A 21,020-nucleotide genomic window follows, 5' to 3' on the forward strand; every position below is an offset into this window, starting at 1 on the left:
GGGAAGTGTAATCTACACGTCCGCACCGTCCAGGCCGCTTTCACAAGGGTGAAGATGGGCTGCCGGACGGATTCCTCCACCCGCTGTGAAAAGCACTTGATTTTTAACGAAAATTAATATAGGCCGATTCTTTTAATTTTAGCAATTTGACAGAAGTAGTAATAAATATTGTAGCAAAAAGTCATTTTGAACGGTAGTCCCGCACTTCAGTGGGGGAGATACTGTTTATTGAATCAGCGGTTTACCGATTACTGATTACTAAACCGCTCTCACATCTCAATACTCCCTACTAATTCCAAGCTTCTTAGAACCCCTTGTTGTTCTATGGGACCAATATAGCTAACAACCAATTCGGTCAGGCTTGGAATCTTGTTCAAATTCTCCCCCCAGATATCGGTATTTGCCAGGATTTGGTTGATGGTTTCTTCCAAAGAAGATTTTTGTTCATCGTACTGATTCCAACTGTCCTTAAAAAAGGAGAGCACCTTTGGGGCGTCTTTTAGTTCGATTTTCTCCCCATTATAGTTTCCTCTGTAGAAATAGAGGAGGGCGGCCAATCCAAAAACAATCCTTTTAGGTAACTTATTCTCCAAAGCTAGGTAATCTTTGAGGGTGGGCAACAATCGGGCAACAAACTTGGAGGTGCTATTGAGGGCAATACTGATCAGCTGGTGTTTTAGTAAGGGGTTTCTAAATCGATCTAACACATCGGCAACAAACTGTTGTTTTACTGCCTCTGGAAAATCTAATGTTAGGATGGTTTCTTGTAGCAATAGCTCATTTATAAATCGACTTATTTCAGGTTGTTCCAAGGCTTCGTCCACTAATCTGGCTCCTGCTAAATAAGCAACCGGTACCAAGGCGGTATGGGCGCCGTTTAATATCCGCACTTTCATTTCACGATAGGGGACTAGATCTTCTACAAACTGCACGTTTAGGTCGGTTTTGGCAAATGGGAGTTCTTTTTGTACCGACTCTGGAGCCTGAATCACCCAACTATGATAGTATTCCCCGGCGACCATCATGGGGTCTCTATATCCTAATTCCTCTTCTATTTCTTTGGCGCGATCTTTTGGATATCCAGATACGATTCTATCTACCAAGCTACTACAGAAGTGATTGGCAGTACCTATCCAAGAGGTAAATTGGGATCCCAATTCCCAATGGTTGGCATATTCCAATACTGCTTTTTGTAGTGCAAGTCCGTTATTCTGGATTAACTCGCAAGGCAGAAGGATGAGGCCTTTAGATGGATCTTGATTGAAAAACTGGAATCGATGGTATAGAAACAGGGTCAGTTTTGCGGGGAATTCTTTGGGAGGGGAATCGTTAAAGGAGTCCTCGGGATTAAATTTGATTCCGGCTTCGGTGGTATTTGAAACCACAAACCGCAGATGGGGGTCTTTGGCAAGCTCCAAATAACGTTCCCATTCGGTGTAGGGGTTGATGATGGAGTTCACACAATTTACTCGTTTAATATCCTGAATCTGTTGTCCGTTTTTAACACCATCTAGAATCACGGTGAAAAGTCCGTCTTGATCCTTTAATTCCTGATAATCCCCATATTCGGTTGGCTTAACAATAGCTACGCCCGCATTAAAATCGGTCTTCTCGTTTAGGATCTGTACCATCCAATCTACAAAGGCCCTTAGAAAATTTCCACCTCCAAATTGAAGTATTTTGGTTGGTAGGGGGGAGGTTTGTTGCTTAATTAAAGTGCGGTTTATTGTTTGCATGGTTAATTTATTAATGTATCAATTTGTAAATGTATCAATGCACCAATGTACCAATGAGGTGATTTGATGATTTGGAAATGAGCTAATTTGGAGATGGATTAATTAATCAATTTACAAATGTATCAATGAGTTGATTTGGTGGTTTGGAAATTGGCTGATTTGGAGATGTGACATCTAAACTAGACTTGTCCTTTAGGGATGTTTTTTTATTTTTGCCTAGTGCCTAGTGCCTAGTGCCTAGTGCCTAGTGCCTACTGCCACTTCCAACTTCTTTTCTCTTTCTTCTTTTTTCTCTTTTCCAAGTTCAAAGAGAAATCCCCCTTTTCCACGGAATAAAATCGTTTTGATCTAATCGCACTGCGGCTGGGACAATGTTACCGCTGGCAACTTCAATAATATACTCCAATAATTTCTCTCCTTTAGATTCTATTGTGTCTTCGCCGGTAATAATAGTCCCTGCATTAAAATCGATGATGTCTTTCATGCGTTCACTTAATTCGTTATTACTGGAAATTTTAATGGTGGGCGTCACAGGATTTCCTGTGGGAGTGCCCAGGCCTGTGGTAAAGGCAATAACATTGCATCCAGAGCCTGCTAGTCCGGTAGTGCTTTCCACATCGTTCCCCGGGGTACAAAGAAGGTTTAAACCTTTTTTAGTGACTGGTTCCGTGTATTCCAACACATCCTTCACCAAGGAAGTGCCCCCTTTTTTGGCTGCTCCGGCCGATTTCATAGCGTCTGTGATGAGTCCGTCTTTAATATTTCCAGGAGACGGATTATTTTCGAAGCCCGAGCCTAGGGCTACTGCCCTGTCTGAATAGGCACGCATGAGGGAGGCGAATTTCTCTGCATTTTCGGTTGTCTCACATCGGTTGATGAGTTCTTGTTCTACCCCGTTCAATTCCGGAAATTCGGAAAGCACCGTAGCGCCACCCAAGGCCACCAATAGATCGGAAGTATAACCAAGGACAGGATTAGCAGAGATACCAGAAAATCCATCAGAACCACCACATTCCAGTCCTAGGGTGAGTTTACTTAGGGGTGCGGGCTCTCGGGTTGCTTTATTTGCTTCTATAAGACCTAAAAAGGTCTGTTTTACAGCCTCTTCTATAAAGTGGCGTTCGCTTTTGCTTTTTTGTTGCTCCAGAATTTTTAAGGGTTTCGAAAAGTTGGGATCTCGTTTTGTAATGGCATCCATTAGAATTTTCACCTGTGCGTTTTGGCAGCCCAGACTAAGAATGGTTGCCCCGGCTACGTTGGGGTTGGTGATATAACCAGCCAATAAGTTGCAAAGGGTATCCGAATCTCCACGATCACAGCCGCATCCTCCATCGTGGGTTAAAAATTTTATTCCATCTACATTGGGGAAAGTGCGATTCTCTTTAATTTCTTCTGGGGTTTTAATGATAGTTGCCGCCATGAGTTCTTCTTTACTGGCACCTGCTTTATATTTGGAAATTAGGACTTCTGCATCTACCAAATACTCTTTTGCGGTGCTATAGCCTAATGAATCCAATAAGGCTTCCCGCAATACATTTACATTTCTGTTCTCGCAAAACACCATGGGAATTACCAACCAGTGGTTGGCCGTACCTACACTACCATCGGCGCGGTGGTAGCCATTAAAAGTGCGGTCTTTCCATTTGCTTACATCGGGAGCGATCCATTCGGACTGTTGCTTTCCTACGCTATAATCGGAAGAGGCATGTACTACATTATCTATGGTGATGATCTCCCCTTTGGCGATGGACTTGGTTGCTTTGCCAATTAAGTTCCCGTACATCAAAATAGGGTCCTCCGGTTTAAAATCCTTTAGCGCGAATTTATGCTTAGCAGCGATTTTGGTGGTTAGTGGAAAAGTATCCCCATTAAATGTAATTGGGTGACCTTGTGGCAACTCTTGTAGCGCGACAAGAATATTATCTTCAGGGTGTATTTGTAGAAAGGTGGTTGACATAGAGGTTATTTTCAAAATTCGATTGTCGCTTTTATAACTCCAGCAGCAGGATCTAGCCAATTATTAAAGTGTTCTTTCATCTCAGAAAAATGTACACTATGGGTAATGAAGGATTCGGTAGGGAACTGATCGATCATGGAAATAACGAATTCAAAGTCGGCCACCGTGGCATTCCTACTACATAGTAAGGTAGTTTCTTTAGCGTGAATTTCAGGATGTTTAAAGGTGAGCTCCCCTTTGGAAAGTCCCACTAAAACATACCGTCCTCCATGTGACATATAAGAGGGACCTAATTCCAAGGCTCCTTTGTGACCAGTGGCATCAAAGACTACGGTAGCCAGTTCGCCCTTAGTAATTTCAGAAATCAGTTTTATTGCGTCATTATTGGCATTCACAATAAAATCGACTCCTATTTTTTCCTTTGCATATTGGAGTCGGTCCTCATTCATATCCACTGCAATTACTTTAGCACCTTCTAGCTGTGCCAATTTCATAATCCCGATTCCTATGGGACCACATCCTACTACCACAATAGTTTCATCTTTAGTTAGTTGAGCCCTCTTAATAGCATGGGCACCAATGGCCAAAGGTTCTACAATGGCCATCTGATTGTCGGTTAAATTATTGGCGGGCAGTAAAATGGCTATAGGAACGGTGATTTGCTCTTGCATTCCTCCGTCAGTATGAATCCCAAGAACCTGGATTTGGGTACAGCAGTTGGTTTTCCCGTTTCTACAGGCAATACAATGGCCACAACTAAGATAGGGCATCACTACCACTTTGTCGCCAACCTTTATGCCCTTGCTGTTATCTTCAATTTCCAATACTTCTGCCGCCAGTTCATGACCTAATATTCTAGGATAGGTGAAGAAAGGCTGATTTCCGCCATAGGCATGTAGATCGGTACCACAAATCCCTACGCTGTTTATTTTTAAAAGCGCCTCCCCAGGCTTTCTTATTGGTGGCTCTTTTTCTTTTAATTGAAAGTTACCGGGTTCTTCACATACTATGTATTTCATTTATTGTATTTGGTCGTTATTAGGCTGGTTATTACTAAACAGCACTTTTGAATTTAATGTGGTTTTGAGATATCTAATTTAACCAAAACAAATGATATTAAAGTAGTGAGAATTGAGATACGAGAATTGAAAATTCAGATGTGCGTATTGAGATGTGAGAAGTGAGATTTTTTTCTGATGACTTACTACTGTTCACCGATTACTGGATACTGCGTACTGATCCGAAACTATTTAACTATACATTCAACCAGCCTTTAACTTGCACTTTATAACTTCGACCCGTGGTTATGGTTTGTTTTTTATTGGACTTTAGGGTGATGCTATACCTGCTGTTAAAGTATTTCTGCACTTCGCTCACAAAATCTTTATTTATAATTGTTGCGCGATGAACTCTTAAAAAATTGTTTGGTAATTTCTCTTCCAATTGGGATAAGGGCTCATCCGTTAAATACACGCCATTTTTAGCATGTACGGAAACATAACGTTCATCGGCACTAAAATGACTCACCTCTTCTAGCTTAATAAAAATGAGTTTTTCTTCTTTCTTCACCGTGATGGAAGTCATTTGGTGGACTTCTTTTTTAGAAGACAAGTCTTTTAATAGCTGAACAATGTTCTGGTTTGGAAGGTTATTACTAAATAGTTTTATTTTATTCACCGATTGTTGCAAGCGTTCTAACTTTACCGGTTTTAATAGGTAATCTATACTATTGGTTTCAAATGCCTTTAATGAATATTGATCATAGGCGGTACAAAAAATTACAATGGGGATATAGGTCAGCGTTTCTAACACCTCAAAACCGGTAAGTTCTGGCATTTCAATATCCAGAAAAATAAGATCTGGTTTTAGAGTTTCAATTTTCTATAGCGATTAATCCGTTTTCGGCAACGCCAATAACTTCAAAAGTATCAGTGAAATTCTCTAGTAATTTAAGCAGTCGTTTTCTTGCTGGTGGCTCATCGTCTATGACTAAGGTTCTATATATTTTATTCATGTCGTTACTTATTTTTAATGAATATCACTATTTGCTTCCTAGGAGTGTTTTCCCAACTTAAGGACGCCTTATCACCATAGCTTAAGCGTAATAAGTCGTAAACCGTTTGCAGACCATGTCCGCTTACCAATCCCTGTGGGAATGCGGGACCATTATCGCCTACTGTTATCAACAGCCCTTCTTCATCCTTCTTAATATCGAGACTAATTTTTGCATCTCCTCCTATTTTGGAGACCCCGTGTTTTATGGCATTTTCTATAAGGGGTTGAAGCATAAACATGGGAATCTTTTCTTCTTTGGCATCCTCGTCTATAGTAAGTGTAAACTCCAACCGCTCTCCAAACCTAATTTTTTCGATTTCTAAATAGTTCTCTACCAGGGTTACTTCTTCACTAACCGTACTCATTTCTTCTCCTTTTTTATTGATGGAATACCTAAACAAATCGGAAAGGGAAAGGGCCATTTTCTCGGTTTTATCGGCATCATCATAAGCCAGGCCAGCGATGGAGTTTAAGGCGTTGTATAAAAATTGTGGATTAATGTGAGACTGCAACAGCTTTAACTCGGCCTGTGCATTTATTTCTTTTAGGTGACTTAGTTCTACGTCTTTTTGTTTGACAAGGGAGTCTGACATCTGGTTAAGGTAAAAGAAGATGCCTCTACCTATTGCTAATGCAACAAACAGAAAAAGCTCTGGTAAAAAGAAATCGATGCCTTCATTTTCGTGGTCATCATAGAAAAATATTAATAGGAGGGGTGTTAGAAAAGCGATAAATGTAAACACCACTTTTAGGGCCAATTGAGAGCTGAATCGGGAATGTTCTTTAAGAAAAGCTTTGTCTAATCCCCACATTATAAAAGATGTTACAAGAGCAAAAAGGGGCACTGCTATTAGCATAAATAAGACAGAACTACCCCAACTAGTAACTGTAGTAAAATCTGTCAAGTAGGTATATATACTTTTAAGATTAACAAAATGTGCCCATATTTATACTACTGGGACATAATAATTTAAAAATGGGGTTTTAAATTTTTCGATTTGAAATAGGCTAAATAGCAATAGAAAAACAATAATACCTAATAGACTAACAGCACCTACTGCCAACAATTCCATATTCTTTTTATGTAAAAACGAATAGGCATAACGCCAGGGATAATATGCATTTAGGTAGGCTTCAAATTGGGTTAAGAAATCATCGGAATATAGCTTCTTCAATAAGAAAATATCTCTATCTAAAATAAAGTGATCCATGCCCGTTATTTCTTTTTTCCAAAATACCGATCTTCCGATTACATCCGAATCATTTTGCAGAAATACTAATTGCCTTAAAAGACCAGCTGTTAGATATTTTTTCTTTTCATCATAGGAATAAACATCCCCTATGGAAACGGTCATAAAAGGCTGTCTTATTATCTTATCGTTAATCCTTTTGGCTGAATGACTTTGAATAGAATATCCCTGTCCCAATTGGATGAAATCATTGTTAGAATTTCTGTATAAGTTTGATGGTTCAAATCGTATGTGTATTCGAGAGTCAGCTATTTTTTCGAAAGTGAAATTTCTAATTGAATCGTTCGCTTTAAATCCCTTGATTACCATTTCTGAAAAGGACATTCCAATAAAATCATTAAAAAAATGAACTTCTTTATGCGGCAATATTTCTCTAATGTCTAAAATAATTTCACTTACTAATAAGCTGTCAGTTTTAGAAGCATCCATAAGCTCAATTAAAATAGGACCCTCTAACTTTCTAAAAACTGATGTTTCACCTTCAAACACCCTATCTTTTACATATTCCCAATTAGCGGTTTCTGGATTTTTGGAATTGGATCTCCTTATTTCTTCAAGCTGCTGATGTAAGGTTTTCTCAGATTCTAATAGGAATGGGGTAACTGCCAAAATCAGTACCAATAGTATTATTCATTTCATAATGGTATATTTAAAAATGTATACCACAAATGAATCGCAATAGTCTTACTTCTGAAATCAGTTTCGGTTGAACTGCAAATTGGGTGTATAAAATGCATATTTATGTTTTGGAAGGGATTGGGCTCTCACTTAATATGGCATTAAACATAGTATTTATTGTAGGAAAATTCTAGGAATCTTCAATAAATATAGCTTCTTATACCGTTCTGTAGAACGGTGGAGATAGCCAACAATATAAGTCCCAAAAGGACCTTGCCATAAAATTTTGAAGGTTATTTCTAAACATCGACTTACACCTACTCAACCACTTCCCAATAAGCTTCACCTAGCACTTTCACGGCTTCTTCCATTTCCTGCTGATTAAAATGTGCAAATCCTAGTCTTAGAGCGGTTATGGATCGATTTTGATAGAGGCAAATACTCGGAATAAAGAGTCCTTTTTCTCCTGCTTTTTTCTGCAATTGCGTCAAAGAAAACGAGGTGTTAAACCGAATCCAAAAAGCCAAACCAGCTTGCGGTATAGTGAATAGAATGTTGTTCTTAAAATGCGTGTTGAGGAGTTGGGCAAACATTTCTTTCCGCTCAGCGATTACTTTTTTGGATTTTCTTTGGTATCGATGAATGTCTCCTTCGTGAATGAGCTCTCTCAATGCTTTTTCCATCATGCTATCTGGTTTACCAAAGATATTCAGATATTTTGCTGCTTCCTGCAAAAGGTCTTTAGGAGCTATTAAAAAATTCATTTGAAAACCTGGATTTAAAAACCGTCCGAAAGTGCCAACATAAATGATGCGATTGCCGCCGTTTATTCTAAAAAGCGATTCTTTTTTGTTTTTTATCATAGAAAATTCAAAATCCCTATCATCTTCAATTACAATGAAATTGTATGCTTCTGCCAAATCTAGCAATTGCTTTTTCCGCTTTTTGGAAAGACGAACGGTGGTGGGATATTGGCATGTGCTGTTGATATAAACCATTCGTATTTGGCCAGGTTTATAATGGTTTTGAATATAATCAATGTTCATTCCGTCCGCATCTACCGGAACTGTTTTCATTTTGGCACCGGCTTGACTATAAATCATATTGGGTAAAAAGTAGCTGAGCTCTTCCACCAAAACAAGATCGCCTGTATTGATCAGTAAACGCGATAAGATGGAATGAACCTGTTCCAATCCAGCTACGGGCAGCAAAAAATCCCTAGAAAGATGAAAGCCACGGGTTAAATTTAGATAATAACTGAGCTGGTCCCTAAATAACAGACTATCATTAACAGCATTTAAGAAAGGAGCTGATTGATTTTTTCTTCGAATTACCGAAGTGTAAAAACGAACAAGTTCCTCCGATTTAATGATGCGATAATCTGGCGTGCCATCGGTAAAATATAATTTTTCCTGTTGTTTTTCTATTGGGGTATCCAATATAAAATCCTTCTTGAAATGAAACCCTGCCTTTTCTGGAGGATGCTGAAAAGCGTTGGTTTTTTTGGATTGAGTGGGGGAAAGCTCAGGATTTCTAACGAAAGAGCCAATGTTTGGCAGGGTTTCTATCCACCCTTGTTCTTGTAGCTCTGACATAGCGGCTACTATTGTCTTTCTGTGTACTTGAAGCTCTTCGGAAATTTTCCTACTACCAGGAAGTCGGTCATCATCTTCCAAAAGGTTGCTTTTTACGGCGTTAATAAACTGATAAACAATTTGCATATAGATAGCCTCTTTTTTGCGACGATCTATTTTTATGAAGGAATTAAAAGGAATTATAACCGGACTACTCATAATTTACATATCGGACTACCAAAAATACTATTTTATTCCGAACCTTTGCCATCAATTTTAAATACTACGATTAAAGAAGTCTTTATGAAAAAACAATTAGCGACATTAATTCTATTAGCTGCCATACCTAGCTTCTCGCAAGAAAAGAATACGGTTCCCGATGCAGATCAGGAAATAAACGAATTAGATGAAGTTATTATTCAGGGAAACAGATTGCAAACTCCTTTTAGTGAGTCCACACGGGATATTCAGGTCATTACCCAAAAACAAATTCAGGCCCTTCCTGCGAAATCGCTCAACGAGGTTTTATCTTTTATAAGTGGTGTGGACATTCGGCAGCGCGGTCCGTTTGGGACACAGACCGATATTTCTGTTGATGGTGGAACTTCGGAGCAAACTTTGGTGTTGATTAATGGGGTGAAAATGTTAGACTCCCAAACTGCCCACAATATGATGAATATTCCTGTGCCATTGAGTGCCATAGATCATATTGAAGTCATAAGAGGTGCTGCAGCGCGGGTATATGGAATCAATGCCCTTACCGGAGCTATTAATATTGTTACCAAAAAGAGCAAACTCTCCAGTGTATCTGCAGATATAAGGGGCGGAAGTTCTTTTAAAGCCAAGGAGGAAGGTGACGGTGAAGGGATTTACGCTGGCGGTGCAGCTGAGGTTACAGGAGTTTTCGGATCTGATAAGCAGAGTCAGCTTTTTTCATTCGCTCAAAGCAATTCTAACGGACAGCGCTATAACTCGGCCTCAAAGAATACGCGGCTTTTTTATAGCGGAAATTATGATTTTAACGAAAACAACAGCATTCAGGCAATGGCAGGCTACGCTCAAAGTCAGTTTGGTGCCAATGGGTTTTATGCCGCTCCTGGTGATATTAATTCGGAAGAACATGTAAACTCCGCTGTTTTTAGCCTATCCTCCAAGCATACTTGGGGCGATTTTACACTTTCTCCTAGAATCAGTGATCGCTATGGGGAAGATGACTACCGTTATTTTAAGGATGATTTAAGTAGAGGCCGGTCTAAACATTATACCAACGCGTTAATGCTTGAATTGAATAGTAGTCTCAAGACAGAAATTGGAACTTTTGGTTTTGGTTTGGAGTCCCGATTAGAAAAAATCAACAGTTCAAATATTGGTGAACATGAGCGCGATAATCACGGTGTATATGCAGAGTTTAAAAGCAATCTAAGTGAAAAGCTAAGAGGGACTATTGGTCTATATGGCAACTATAACACAGATTATGGTTATCAGCTGTATCCTGGGTTAGATTTGGCATACCTTATCAATCACTACTGGAAAATAGCTGGGAGTATCGGTTCTGGGCAGCGCATCCCATCTTTCACGGACTTATACCTTGATCAGCGACCTGGGAATGTTGGAAATGCCTTGCTTCAACCTGAAAACGCATGGAACTATGAGGGGAATATTCAGTATCAAAATGGAAACCTACAGTTGAAAGCCGGGTATTTTTATCGCCACATTTCTGAATTTATCGATTGGGTAAGAGAAGATGCCTCAACACCTTATTCTCCAGTTAATTTTGGAGAAAACACCATGCATGGCATTTACGGAAGAATGCAGCAGGATTTTGAATTGGGAGGGAAGCAATCCTTTGGATATCAGCTGAGTTATAATTATTTGAGCCCTTCCTTTGAGACTTCATCGGAAATACAATCGAAATACGTATTAGAGTCTTTGAAACATCAGTTGGTGGCAGGGGTTCATTATCGTATCAACGACTTTTCATTACATATTAAAAACAGGTGGTTACAGCGAGAACTTGCCAATGCCTATAACGTTGCCGATGTTCGACTAAATTACAAGGTTCAGAACTTCCTTTTATACACCGAGATAACTAACCTATTCAATGCCGTGTACAAAGAAGCAGGTGCTGTTCCTATGCCCACACGTTGGTTTGGATTGGGGGTTACCTATCAATGGAACCAGGGGTAAAGACGGACCAGCATATTATTCCGTAGTTGGTGGGAGCCTGCCTGAGTCGGCAGACAGGCCTGCCTTTGTATTCGGGCAGGCCCGCCTTTGTATTCGGGCAAGCCCGCCTTTGTATTCGGGCAGGCCTTACGTTGGTATTCCACTTGGACTATACCTACTTCCTCCTGCTAGCACGAGCAAAATGCTCGCGCTAGCGGAGGATTAGTGGTATTAGCCAAATAGTTGGTTTTTATTTTTTGACTAAACCCGCTTTGTAGATTCTTTAATCCTCCCCTAATTAATAAAGGGCCTTCCCAACTGTTTATTGCTAATTGGTTATTGTTAATTGAAGGGACTACTGATTACTTTTTACTGTTCACCGATTACTGACCACTTACCCAATCTCAATACTTTGTACTAACTACTAATTTTTGCGTTAGCTATTGCAGCGATATCCTTTTTTGACATATGATTTATAATTATCCTAAGACCTGCGAGGTTTCTCAAACCTTGTAGGTCTAGTTGATAATCACGAAAAGTTTGAGCAATAATCTTACTTAGCAACAACCAAAAAAGATTAAGCGTAAAGAGCGACCCGATAGGGGAACGCCCAAAATAAAATTGGTATCTTTCTATCCTAAATATCAACTAATATGGGACATAAAATCGTAATTGCTGGCGCTGGTGGGATTGCTAGTGCGGTGGGGCTTATTATAGCGGAGTGGGCAGAGGGTACTCCACAGCTGTTTATTGGAAACCGAACCTTGGACAAAGCCCAACAGGTAGCGCAATGGATTAAAGATGGGGTCACCAAACCCTGCGAGGTGAAGGCTTTTTTGCTTTCAGAAAATGAAACTACTAGCGAGATGGAGTCGGTCTTCAGAGAGGGCGATATTCTGCTAGACTGTCTGCCGGGGAGTTTGGCCCCGAGAATGGCGGGTTATGCCAAAGAATATGGCATGCACTATGTAAACCTAACGGAGTACGTGGCCGAAACCAAGGAGATTATGGCATTAGCCAAGGATGCGGAAACAGGATTTATACTTCAATCTGGGTTGGCACCAGGGTATATCGATGTGTTGGCGCATCATCTGTTTTTGGAATTTTGTAAGGCCAACAAGGTGGATAAGGTAGATTCCTTAGAGTTTAAGGTAGGGGCTTTAACGCACCATGCCGTAGCCCCTCATTATTATGGTTTTACCTGGAGTCCGATTGGCGTGGCTACAGAGTATATTAAAGAAGCCGAAACTTTGCGGAACTATAAAATAAAACAACGTCCGTCCCTATCGGAAAGGGCCACCATAATTATAGACGGAATTGCCTATGAGGAAGACCTTACTTCCGGCGGTGCTGCCGATCTGCCCAACGCGTTGGAAGGAAAAGTAGGGAACTTAGATTATAAAACTTTGAGGCATCCCGGGCATTATGCGTGGGTAGATCATCAGATTAAGGGAATGGAAAAGGATGATGATACTATAGCGACTTTACAACGAGTGATGGGTGAGGCAATTCCGCATATAGAAGACGATCAAATTGTACTCTATGCCGCCGTAGAAGGGAAAGATTCCAAGGGGATTCTTAGAAGAAATGAAGTAGCCAAGAAAATCTACCCGCAAAAAGTAGGGAAACATACCCTAAAAGCAATTCAGACGACGACCGCAGTTCCTATGGTGGAGGCTGCTTATCATTTATTGACCACTAAGTCAAAAGGATTGATTCTGCAAAGTCAGCTAGACCCGTTACCCTTTCTGAACGGGAAGTTTGTTACGCCTGTTTACGGGGAAATAGAAGAATGAGATCGGTTATTAAATTATCGGAATTTGGCGTTTTTTTGAAGAAATATAGCTGAAAAGGGTAAGATTGACTAACTAATTGATCAAATATGTATAGGATGATTAATTACCTTTATGACTGGGATAGTTCCTGTATTTCTTATAGCATTTTTAAGTGGAACTATTAATCCAGACATTTTTGTATCACCAACTATACCACCAACATGAAACCCATTGTACAAATCTCCCTTGACCTTACCAATATTGACGAAGCTTTAGAAACTGCCGCCATGGCCTTAAGGGCCGGAGTAGATTGGTTAGAGGCGGGGACTCCGCTTATTTTGGCAGAAGGCCTGCATGGGGTAAGGAAGTTGAGGGAGGCCTTTCCGGGTATTCCGATAGTTGCCGATCTAAAAACCATGGACGGAGGGTATTTGGAAGCCGAAATGATGGCCAAAGCTGGCGCTACACACGTTGTAGTAATGGCTAGGGCGCATGTAGAGACCATCAAGGTTGTAGTACAGGCAGGCAAAGATTATGGCGTAAAAGTGATGGGAGACAATTTGGGATGTCCAGATATGGTAGAAGGAGCAAAGCTGCTGGAAGAATTGGGGTGCGATTATGTTATTCACCATATTGGGTATGATGAACGCCGAGGCATTGCCGCACAAGGATTAAAAATGCCCAGCCCATTAGATCAGTTAAGAGAAGTGGTAAATGCAGTAAACGTTCCGGTGCAAGCGGTAGGCGGACTCAGTTTAGAGCAGGCCATACGCTGTCCGGAATACGGTGCGCCTATGGTAGTTTTAGGCGCTCCGCTGACCATCGATGCCGATTCTTTTAAAACAGCCGATGGAGATCTGGAAAGCTCCTTGCGATTAATATGTGATAAAATCCATGCCTATGGGAAGGTCTCAAAATAACTAGTAATCAGAGTTGATACAAATACCATTATGAAGTCGATCGGAGTTGTGAACTATGCCCCAGAAAAGGGAAGTGTAGAAATTAGGGAAGTCGCCAAGCCAGAAATTGGGGAAGAAGATGTGCTGTTGGAAGTCGCCAACGTAGGAGTCTGTGGCAGCGATTTACACCAATGGACGGCCGACCATAGTTGGCCCGTGAATTATCCCGTAGTGTTGGGACACGAATTTGGGGGGCATATTGTAGCACTAGGCAACAGAGTAAAAGACTGGAAAGAGGGAGATAGGGTAGTTAGCGAGACTGCAGCAGTGATAGATCTCAATAATCCCATGAGCAAACAGGGGCTTTATAACCTAGATCCTACCAGAAAGGGATTTGGATATGGGGTAAATGGAGCTATGACGCGCTTTGTAAAGGTGCCTGCTCGTTGTCTTCACAAGGTGCCCGATAACCTTCCTTTTGAACAAGCCTGTCTTACCGAACCTTGCTCCGTGGCCTACAATGCCGTAGTAGTGAATTCGCCCATAAAACCCGGGGATCGGGTAGTGGTGTTAGGGCCAGGGACCATCGGAATCCTATGTGCTGCCATGGCCCGCTTAAGTGGTGCAGAAGTAGCAATCATAGGGTTGGAATCCGATCGAGGTAGGTTGGAGATTGCCAAACAATACGGCTGTGAAGGCATTGTTGGGGACGCTTCGGAATGGGCCCTTAAAAAGGACGGTTTGGGAGCCGATTGTATAATAGACGCTGCTGGGGCAAGTGCCACCTTAAAGATTGCTTTAGAATTGGTTAGGCCTAATGGTCATATTACCAAAGTAGGGTGGGGGCCACAGCCCTTAAACTTCTCTTTGGATCCCCTAGTGCAAAAAAATGTGACCCTACAGGGAAGTTTTAGCCATAATTGGCCTATTTGGGAAAAAGTACTCTCGCTATTGGCTTCGGGCCAATTGGATGTGAAACCTATAATTGGCGGAGTATGGAAACTAACCGATTGGAGGGAGGCATTTGAACAAATGCATTGTGGGGAAGTAGTTAAAAGTGTATTAAGACCTGATTAGATGCGATTAAAAGAGAAAACTATACTGATAACGGGTGGCTACACAGGCATTGGTCGAGCTATAGCCCGCCGCTGTGTGGCCGAAGGTGCCAAGGTAATGGTGAACGGGTTGGACGAGGATCTCGGAAAAACTCTTGTAGAGGAGCTAGGAGCAGAAAACGCCAGCATTTTCACCATAGATATTACCAATCCCCAAGCGCCTCAGAAACTCGTAGCAGAAACGCTGAGAACTTATGGCAAACTGGATGCAGTGGTCAATAATGCCGCTTTGATTGGTTCTTCCAATATAAATACCACAGACATTTCACTTATGGAGCGAATGCTAGCCGTGAATACGATTGCTCCTTTGGCGATAATTCAGGCTGCCTTGCCCCATTTATCCAAAGTGCGGGGGTGTGTGCTTAATATTGGCTCTATTAATGCTTGGGGAGGGGAACCCAATTTATTGGCCTATAGTATTTCTAAAGGAGCATTGATGACCATGACTAGAAATCTGGGCGATAGCCTATTTCGGGAATATGGAGTACGAGTTAATCAGATTAATCCTGGTTGGGTGCTTACGGAAAAGGAGATTTTAAATAAAAAAGAACAGGGAATGAAGAGCGATTGGTACAAGGATATCCCCGTTATTTTTGCCCCTGCTGGACGAATCTTCACTCCCGAAGAGATTGCCACGGCATGTTTGTACTGGCTTTCGGACGAATGTGGACCGGTAAGTGCGCAAGTCATGGATTTGGAACAGTTCCCGATGATAGGTCGGAATCTGCCCAAGAGTTGGGAAGGGTCGCACTGAGGAGGAGTATTAAGTATTTAGAAAAAGTATTGAGATATGAGTAGTGAGTATTGATAAAGGTTCAGTAATCAGTCGTCAGTCGCCAGTAATCAGTTATTTCAGTGAACAATAAACAATGTTTTCAGTGATTAGTCATCAGTCGCCAGTAATCAGTTTTGTACGTCCCGGAGGCAGTTGACATTTAAGAGATCTAAAAAATAGAAAATTGAATAGCCCCGTGATTTATCACGGGGAATAATAGTACCTGAAGGACTCGGCTTTAGCCAAACCCTGAAAGCTACAGTAGAGCTAACGCTAGGCTAGTATAAAGTATAGAGTAGTGAGTATTGAGATGGGGTCAGTGGGCAGTAAACGGTAATCAGTGATCAGTCGCCAGTAATCAGTTATTTCAGTGAACAATAAACAATGTTTTCAGTGATTAGTCATCAGTCGCCAGTAATCAGTTTTGTACGTCGCGGAGGCAGTTGACAATTCAGAGATCTAAAAAATAGAAAATTGAATAGCCCCGTGATTTATCACGGGGAATAATAGTACGTGAAGGACTCGGCTTTAGCCAAACCCTGAAAACCATAGCAGAGTTATTGCTAGTACAAAGAACTAAGAACTGTGCTTACTCGGGCGGAAAGAACTTTATTATACGAGAAGGCAAGAAAACCGTAGAATTCCGAATGACCAACCAACCATTAACCAATAATTAAAACCAACTTATTTTGCCGAAATTAGCCGTATTCCCCAAAGCATTTATGCAAGAACTTTGTAAAGATGGAACCATGAAGGTTTCCGAGTGGATAGACCTGGCTGTTATGTTGGATATTGACGGACTGGAATGGTATGCCGGGTTCTTGGAAATGAAAGATAAATCTAACTGGCCTATTTTTAGGGAGCAGGTAGAAAGCCATGGAAAAGTAATTCCCATGCTGTGCTGCTCCCCAGATTTCACTCACCCAGACGCTTCCTTTAGGGAAGCGGAAATCAAGAAACAAATTCATTGGATAGAAATGACCCATGCCTTAGGGGGTTCTTATTGCCGAGTGTTGTCTGGGCAACGTAGACCCGAATTAACCATGGAAGAAGGCGTTACTTATGCGGCCGACTCTATAAAACAATGTTTACCACGTGCCCAAAAGCTAGGAATAACATTGATTCTAGAAAACCATTACAAGGACGATTTCTGGGAGTATCCTGAGTTTGCACAGCAAATGGATGTTTTTTGCGAGCTGGTATCCCGTATAGATCATCCTAATTTTGGAGTGAACTACGACCCAAGTAATACTTTTTTGGCTGGTGAGGATCCGTTGGAACTACTATATAGGGTTTCGGACCGAGTGGTGACTATGCACGCTAGTGATCGCTATTTAAAGGAAGGGACAATAGAAGATCTACGAAAGGAAGAAGGCGGTGCAACCGGCTATGCCAAAAGATTGAGTCACGGGGAAATAGGAAAAGGACTAAATGATTACGATGCCATTTTTAAGGAATTGAAAAGAGTGGGATTCAATGGGTGGATCAGTATAGAAGACGGTGTAGATGGCATGGACCAATTAGAACGTAGCGTCACTTTTGTAAGAAAGAAAATAACGGAATATTGGCCTGATTTTGAATAAAGATTGTCATCCAAGCTTAAGAATTGGCGAGGCAAAGTTTATTATCCAACGACGACCTAGAAGTTAATGTAATAAATTGTTTTACAAGTTGGTAGGTTGTGTGGGTGCTAGCCTAAACTAAAGAAATTGGTAAATTAGGGTTAATTTCAAAATCGAGGTGTAGGAGTAATTAACTGGTACTGTCCTTGTGACATTATTCTACTTTTGAAAAATATTTGATTTACTAATAATGGATAAAGTAGGCCAAATAAAATAGGATAAATGTTTCTTGCTAAGTATCCCTTATCTGCAAAATAGGTTTAAAAAGCTCCGAGATTCAGCTTTTTATTTTTCTTAAAAAGCGCGGAGTTTTTGAACTGGTTTTTAGATCAAATCTAGGACCGATTGAAAAATGCAACGATTGCATTTGCAGAGAGGGGCCAGTTGGCGCGTTGGCCTTGGCTACGGCTGGCTCCTCTTTCCAAAGGTACACTGTACCTTTGTCTCTCGGCCCTGGACAAGCAAAGAAAATGAAAAAAGATATTTGGATAAGACTCAGTTAAATAATTAGATAAATTTTATTTATTGGAGAAATATTAAAGTTACGTTATGTGTATATACATTTCAAATGTTTGTAACCCTAGGATAGTTGGGAATGTAAAATAATAATACCTCCCTTGGCGTCAAGAGAAGGTGTTTTCATTTTTATTATAATTGAGTGAAAATTTAATTCACTACGTTCTGTGGACTGCCCTTTAAAAATACTTCCAAATTCTCCACAGCAGTATTCATAAGATTGATTCTAGAATCTAAAGGAGCCCATGCAATATGGGGCGTAATAATACAGTTTTCTGCTTGCAGCAACGGATTGTCGGCATTAATAGGCTCTTGGGAGGCCACATCCACTGCGGCAAAAGCTATTTTTCCACTATCCAAGGCGGTTTTTAAGTCTTCCTCTACAATTAAGGGTCCGCGAGAAGTGTTAATCAACATCACCCCATCCTTCATCTTGAAAATATTGGCAGTATTTATTAAGCCTTTAGTTTCGGGCATTAAGGGGCAGTGAAGGCTTATTACGTCAGATTCACGCAGCAATTCGTCCATTTCTACCTGTTTAACATTCTCTGTTTCAAGTTCAGGTCTTTTCCGACTTCCGGCAGTTAAGATCTTCATTCCAAAGGCTTCCGCTAATTTGGCGGTGGCCCGGCCGATACTACCGTATCCAATAATCCCCATAGTTTTGCCTTCTAAAGCAATCAATGGATAATTCCAAAAACAAAAATCTTTGCTATTGGTCCATTGTCCGTCTTTTACAGCGCGATTGTGTTCTCCCACATGATGGCACATTTCCAACAACAGCGCCATCGTCATTTGTGCCACTCCGGCTGTACCGTAGGTAGGGACATTGGTGACTGTCATTCCCAAGGATTTTGCAGCTTCTATATCCACTATATTGAATCCGGTGGCCAAAACACCAATATATTTTACGGCAGGCACTTTTTCTAATACCTCTTTTGGTAGTGGCGTTTTGTTAGTGAAAACGATGGTGGCATCACCAATGGCTTCCACAATTTTTTCGGAATCATAAGGGGTTCTATCGTAAACGGTCAAAGATCCCAAAGCTTCCAATCCTTCCCAGCTTAAATCACCCGGATTAAGTGTATATCCATCCAAAACAACAATCTTCATATATAACTGATATTAAATTAAAATTATGCCTAGCAACTAGCATGCAATTGCCCATTAAAGAAGGGCGTTCTCCTTAGGCTAATAAACAAAGATAACATTTGGACTTTGGAAATAAAAGTATGCGCCCCCCTGGGTCGGGGATATAGTATTACTCCTGTATCGCTTTTGCAATTGTTTGTTGTGACTGCTTAGACAAGGGAAGTTGCAAGGCTGCTTCGTGACCTTTGGTCGACATTTTTCGCCAAGTTTTTCGTAATACGTCCAATTGTTTTTCCTCTGGGTGCTTTGCAGCGAAATCTTCAAAATAGTGTTCTAGAAATACCAGACAGATGACATCTTCCAGCGTTTGAGTATCCTCATTTTTTTTGAGTTGTTTCTTTTGGAGTAAAAATGCTACTTCGTCTATCATATTCTGATCGTATCCTACTGCTTCTAAAATTTCGGAAGCTTTGGCTACATGAAACTTTTGAAGGTCTTGCCGCCATCGTAGATAGCCCTTTCTGCCTTCTTCGTAGGTGTCCCTAGGAATTTTCCATCGTTGGATGTGCTGGCAACGGGCTGTTAGTTGCAAGGCCTCGGAGGCGGTTGGAGCAAAGTCATTCAGTTTTTCGGTCATTCTAATGGCATAAAGCAGTTCCTTTGGGTAGCTTTTGCCTTGCCACTCTTCGGTATTGGGATCTTCCTTGTTGGCAGCATCAAACTGCTCAATTGCCTCGTTATATCTTTCCTTGGATGTCATGATTTAGGTTTTCTTCAAAGTTATTTAGAAATGAGTTAATGTACTAATGTGAAAATGTATAAATGTAACAATTGGTTAATTTGAAGATGTGTTAATTTGGAAATGGGGGGGTAATGTATCAATTAATCAATGTGAAAATGTACCAATGGTTTTGATTTGGAGATTTAGAAATGAGTTAATTTGAAAATTAATCAATGTAGCAATGTAGCAGTGGATTAATGTACCAATTGGTTAATTAGAAAATCAGGCTAGAGGGGAAGCTTTTGAATAGCCACGGCGCTTTAGCCCGTGGTGAAAATAGACCTTCGTTCCATGGCTTTAACCAAATATTTGGCTTTTATTTTTATCTAAACCCGCTTTTTAAATTTTTACTCATACCCTAATTAATCAGGGGTCTACCCAACTGTTTATTGCTAATTGGTTATTGTTAATTGTAAAACTACTTTCTACTGTTCACTTTTTACTGATTACTGATCACTGATCACTGATCACTGAACACTGAACACCGCGTTAGCTATTGCAGCGGCATCCTTTTTTGGCTAGTGATGGAAGAAGACACCAAGACCTGCGAGGTTTTTCAAAACTTGTAGGTCTAGTTGATAATTACGGAAAAACTAGACAATCATCTTACAGGGTAATAACCAAAAAAGACCTGCCGGCCGACAGGCGGGTACAGCGGAAAGAGCGACCCGATAGGGGAACGCCCGACATAAAATCAATTCTCAGGTAGCTATGAGTTGACCGAAACTAGTTACTAATCACTGAACTGCTCTCAATACTAACATCTCACTACTCACTACTTACTTCTTAATACTATAAAAAATCCCTCCGCTTTGCACTTTCAGGCAAACCACCTCCCTTTAAAAAAGGGAGGAGCTTTTAAATTTTTTCCCCTAGAAGAGGTCAACCTATATCAGGGACGTACAACTTTCATAATTGTTTACTGCTAATTGTAAAACTACTTTCTACTATCATATGACTAAACTTAAACTGTCCAGTATTTTTGATTGTTTTAGTTATACTTCTTATTGGATTTATTAATAAAAAGGATTAGTTCTGTTTTAAAAACTAATTCTGTTCATTTTTTCCATTGATGAAATGCGCAGCATT

Annotated in this window: 16 protein-coding genes; 6 read left to right on the forward strand and 10 right to left on the reverse strand. The window is 40.6% G+C overall.

Translation table 11 applies throughout. From position 1 onward, the window contains the following. Positions 1-269: 269 nt before the first annotated feature. From BV214_RS10215 to BV214_RS10245, 8 genes are all read right to left on the reverse strand, one after another. Positions 270-1,736, reverse strand: coding sequence for a tagaturonate reductase (locus tag BV214_RS10215; protein ID WP_086477414.1), 1,467 nt, complete (start codon positions 1,734-1,736; stop codon positions 270-272). A gap of 304 nt (positions 1,737-2,040) precedes the next feature. Next, positions 2,041-3,693 carry a UxaA family hydrolase gene (locus tag BV214_RS10220; protein ID WP_086477415.1) on the reverse strand — a complete coding sequence of 551 codons (1,653 nt, stop codon included), beginning with the start codon at positions 3,691-3,693 and terminating at the stop codon, positions 2,041-2,043. Positions 3,694-3,704: 11 nt separating this feature from the next. Then, positions 3,705-4,712: a zinc-binding alcohol dehydrogenase family protein gene (locus tag BV214_RS10225; RefSeq protein WP_086477416.1), complete on the reverse strand. Its 1,008-nt coding sequence runs from the start codon at positions 4,710-4,712 to the stop codon at positions 3,705-3,707. Between the two features lie 235 nt (positions 4,713-4,947). After that, the gene (locus BV214_RS10230; protein ID WP_086477417.1) at positions 4,948-5,529 is read right to left on the reverse strand and encodes a LytR/AlgR family response regulator transcription factor; all 582 of its coding nucleotides are present in this window, start codon (positions 5,527-5,529) and stop codon (positions 4,948-4,950) included. Between the two features lie 37 nt (positions 5,530-5,566). Further along, positions 5,567-5,707 (reverse strand): response regulator, encoded by a 141-nt coding sequence (locus BV214_RS16790; RefSeq protein WP_176328494.1) that lies wholly within the window; start codon positions 5,705-5,707, stop codon positions 5,567-5,569. A 4-nt stretch (positions 5,708-5,711) separates the two neighbouring features. Continuing rightward, entirely contained in the window at positions 5,712-6,560 is an 849-nt protein-coding gene (locus BV214_RS10235) for a sensor histidine kinase (protein ID WP_176328495.1), read from the reverse strand. A 135-nt stretch (positions 6,561-6,695) separates the two neighbouring features. After that, the gene (locus BV214_RS10240) at positions 6,696-7,607 is read right to left on the reverse strand and encodes a hypothetical protein (protein ID WP_140157747.1); all 912 of its coding nucleotides are present in this window, start codon (positions 7,605-7,607) and stop codon (positions 6,696-6,698) included. A 326-nt stretch (positions 7,608-7,933) separates the two neighbouring features. Beyond that, positions 7,934-9,409 (reverse strand): aminotransferase-like domain-containing protein, encoded by a 1,476-nt coding sequence (locus tag BV214_RS10245; RefSeq protein ID WP_086477420.1) that lies wholly within the window; start codon positions 9,407-9,409, stop codon positions 7,934-7,936. Positions 9,410-9,493: 84 nt separating this feature from the next. Between BV214_RS10245 and BV214_RS10250 the strand changes: the two genes are divergently transcribed. The 6 genes from BV214_RS10250 to BV214_RS10280 all read left to right on the forward strand — a co-directional run bounded on the left by BV214_RS10250 (position 9,494) and on the right by BV214_RS10280 (position 17,503). Then, positions 9,494-11,377, forward strand: coding sequence for a TonB-dependent receptor plug domain-containing protein (locus tag BV214_RS10250; RefSeq protein WP_086477421.1), 1,884 nt, complete (start codon positions 9,494-9,496; stop codon positions 11,375-11,377). Between the two features lie 632 nt (positions 11,378-12,009). Continuing rightward, the gene (locus tag BV214_RS10260) at positions 12,010-13,152 is read left to right on the forward strand and encodes a saccharopine dehydrogenase family protein (protein ID WP_086477423.1); all 1,143 of its coding nucleotides are present in this window, start codon (positions 12,010-12,012) and stop codon (positions 13,150-13,152) included. Positions 13,153-13,352: 200 nt separating this feature from the next. Then, entirely contained in the window at positions 13,353-14,051 is a 699-nt protein-coding gene (locus BV214_RS10265) for an orotidine 5'-phosphate decarboxylase / HUMPS family protein (protein ID WP_086477424.1), read from the forward strand. A 30-nt stretch (positions 14,052-14,081) separates the two neighbouring features. After that, positions 14,082-15,107: a zinc-binding dehydrogenase gene (locus BV214_RS10270; protein ID WP_086477425.1), complete on the forward strand. Its 1,026-nt coding sequence runs from the start codon at positions 14,082-14,084 to the stop codon at positions 15,105-15,107. Next, positions 15,108-15,899, forward strand: a complete 792-nt coding sequence (locus BV214_RS10275; RefSeq protein WP_086477426.1) for an SDR family NAD(P)-dependent oxidoreductase — start codon at positions 15,108-15,110, stop codon at positions 15,897-15,899. A 710-nt stretch (positions 15,900-16,609) separates the two neighbouring features. Then, the gene (locus BV214_RS10280; RefSeq protein ID WP_086477427.1) at positions 16,610-17,503 is read left to right on the forward strand and encodes a sugar phosphate isomerase/epimerase family protein; all 894 of its coding nucleotides are present in this window, start codon (positions 16,610-16,612) and stop codon (positions 17,501-17,503) included. A 705-nt stretch (positions 17,504-18,208) separates the two neighbouring features. Here BV214_RS10280 and BV214_RS10285 read toward each other — a convergent pair. Then, a complete protein-coding gene (locus BV214_RS10285; protein ID WP_086477428.1) occupies positions 18,209-19,171 on the reverse strand; it encodes a D-2-hydroxyacid dehydrogenase in 963 nt (320 codons plus the stop codon). Between the two features lie 148 nt (positions 19,172-19,319). Then, positions 19,320-19,910, reverse strand: a complete 591-nt coding sequence (locus tag BV214_RS10290; RefSeq protein ID WP_086477429.1) for a DUF4202 domain-containing protein — start codon at positions 19,908-19,910, stop codon at positions 19,320-19,322. Positions 19,911-21,020 lie beyond the last annotated feature (1,110 nt).

This window comes from Arenibacter amylolyticus (genome assembly GCF_002150785.1).
In the GTDB taxonomy this organism is placed as follows: domain Bacteria; phylum Bacteroidota; class Bacteroidia; order Flavobacteriales; family Flavobacteriaceae; genus Arenibacter; species Arenibacter amylolyticus.

Coding starts and splice junctions, on each gene's coding strand:
- BV214_RS10275 (WP_086477426.1), top strand. CDS start 15,108: ATGCGATTAAAAGAGAAAACTATACTGATAACGGGTGGCTACACAGGC.
- BV214_RS10235 (WP_176328495.1), bottom strand. CDS start 6,560: ATGTGGGGATTAGACAAAGCTTTTCTTAAAGAACATTCCCGATTCAGC.
- BV214_RS10220 (WP_086477415.1), bottom strand. CDS start 3,693: ATGTCAACCACCTTTCTACAAATACACCCTGAAGATAATATTCTTGTC.
- BV214_RS10225 (WP_086477416.1), bottom strand. CDS start 4,712: ATGAAATACATAGTATGTGAAGAACCCGGTAACTTTCAATTAAAAGAA.
- BV214_RS10215 (WP_086477414.1), bottom strand. CDS start 1,736: ATGCAAACAATAAACCGCACTTTAATTAAGCAACAAACCTCCCCCCTA.
- BV214_RS10290 (WP_086477429.1), bottom strand. CDS start 19,910: ATGACATCCAAGGAAAGATATAACGAGGCAATTGAGCAGTTTGATGCT.
- BV214_RS10245 (WP_086477420.1), bottom strand. CDS start 9,409: ATGAGTAGTCCGGTTATAATTCCTTTTAATTCCTTCATAAAAATAGAT.
- BV214_RS10260 (WP_086477423.1), top strand. CDS start 12,010: ATGGGACATAAAATCGTAATTGCTGGCGCTGGTGGGATTGCTAGTGCG.
- BV214_RS10250 (WP_086477421.1), top strand. CDS start 9,494: ATGAAAAAACAATTAGCGACATTAATTCTATTAGCTGCCATACCTAGC.
- BV214_RS10270 (WP_086477425.1), top strand. CDS start 14,082: ATGAAGTCGATCGGAGTTGTGAACTATGCCCCAGAAAAGGGAAGTGTA.
- BV214_RS10265 (WP_086477424.1), top strand. CDS start 13,353: ATGAAACCCATTGTACAAATCTCCCTTGACCTTACCAATATTGACGAA.
- BV214_RS10285 (WP_086477428.1), bottom strand. CDS start 19,171: ATGAAGATTGTTGTTTTGGATGGATATACACTTAATCCGGGTGATTTA.
- BV214_RS16790 (WP_176328494.1), bottom strand. CDS start 5,707: ATGAATAAAATATATAGAACCTTAGTCATAGACGATGAGCCACCAGCA.
- BV214_RS10230 (WP_086477417.1), bottom strand. CDS start 5,529: ATGCCAGAACTTACCGGTTTTGAGGTGTTAGAAACGCTGACCTATATC.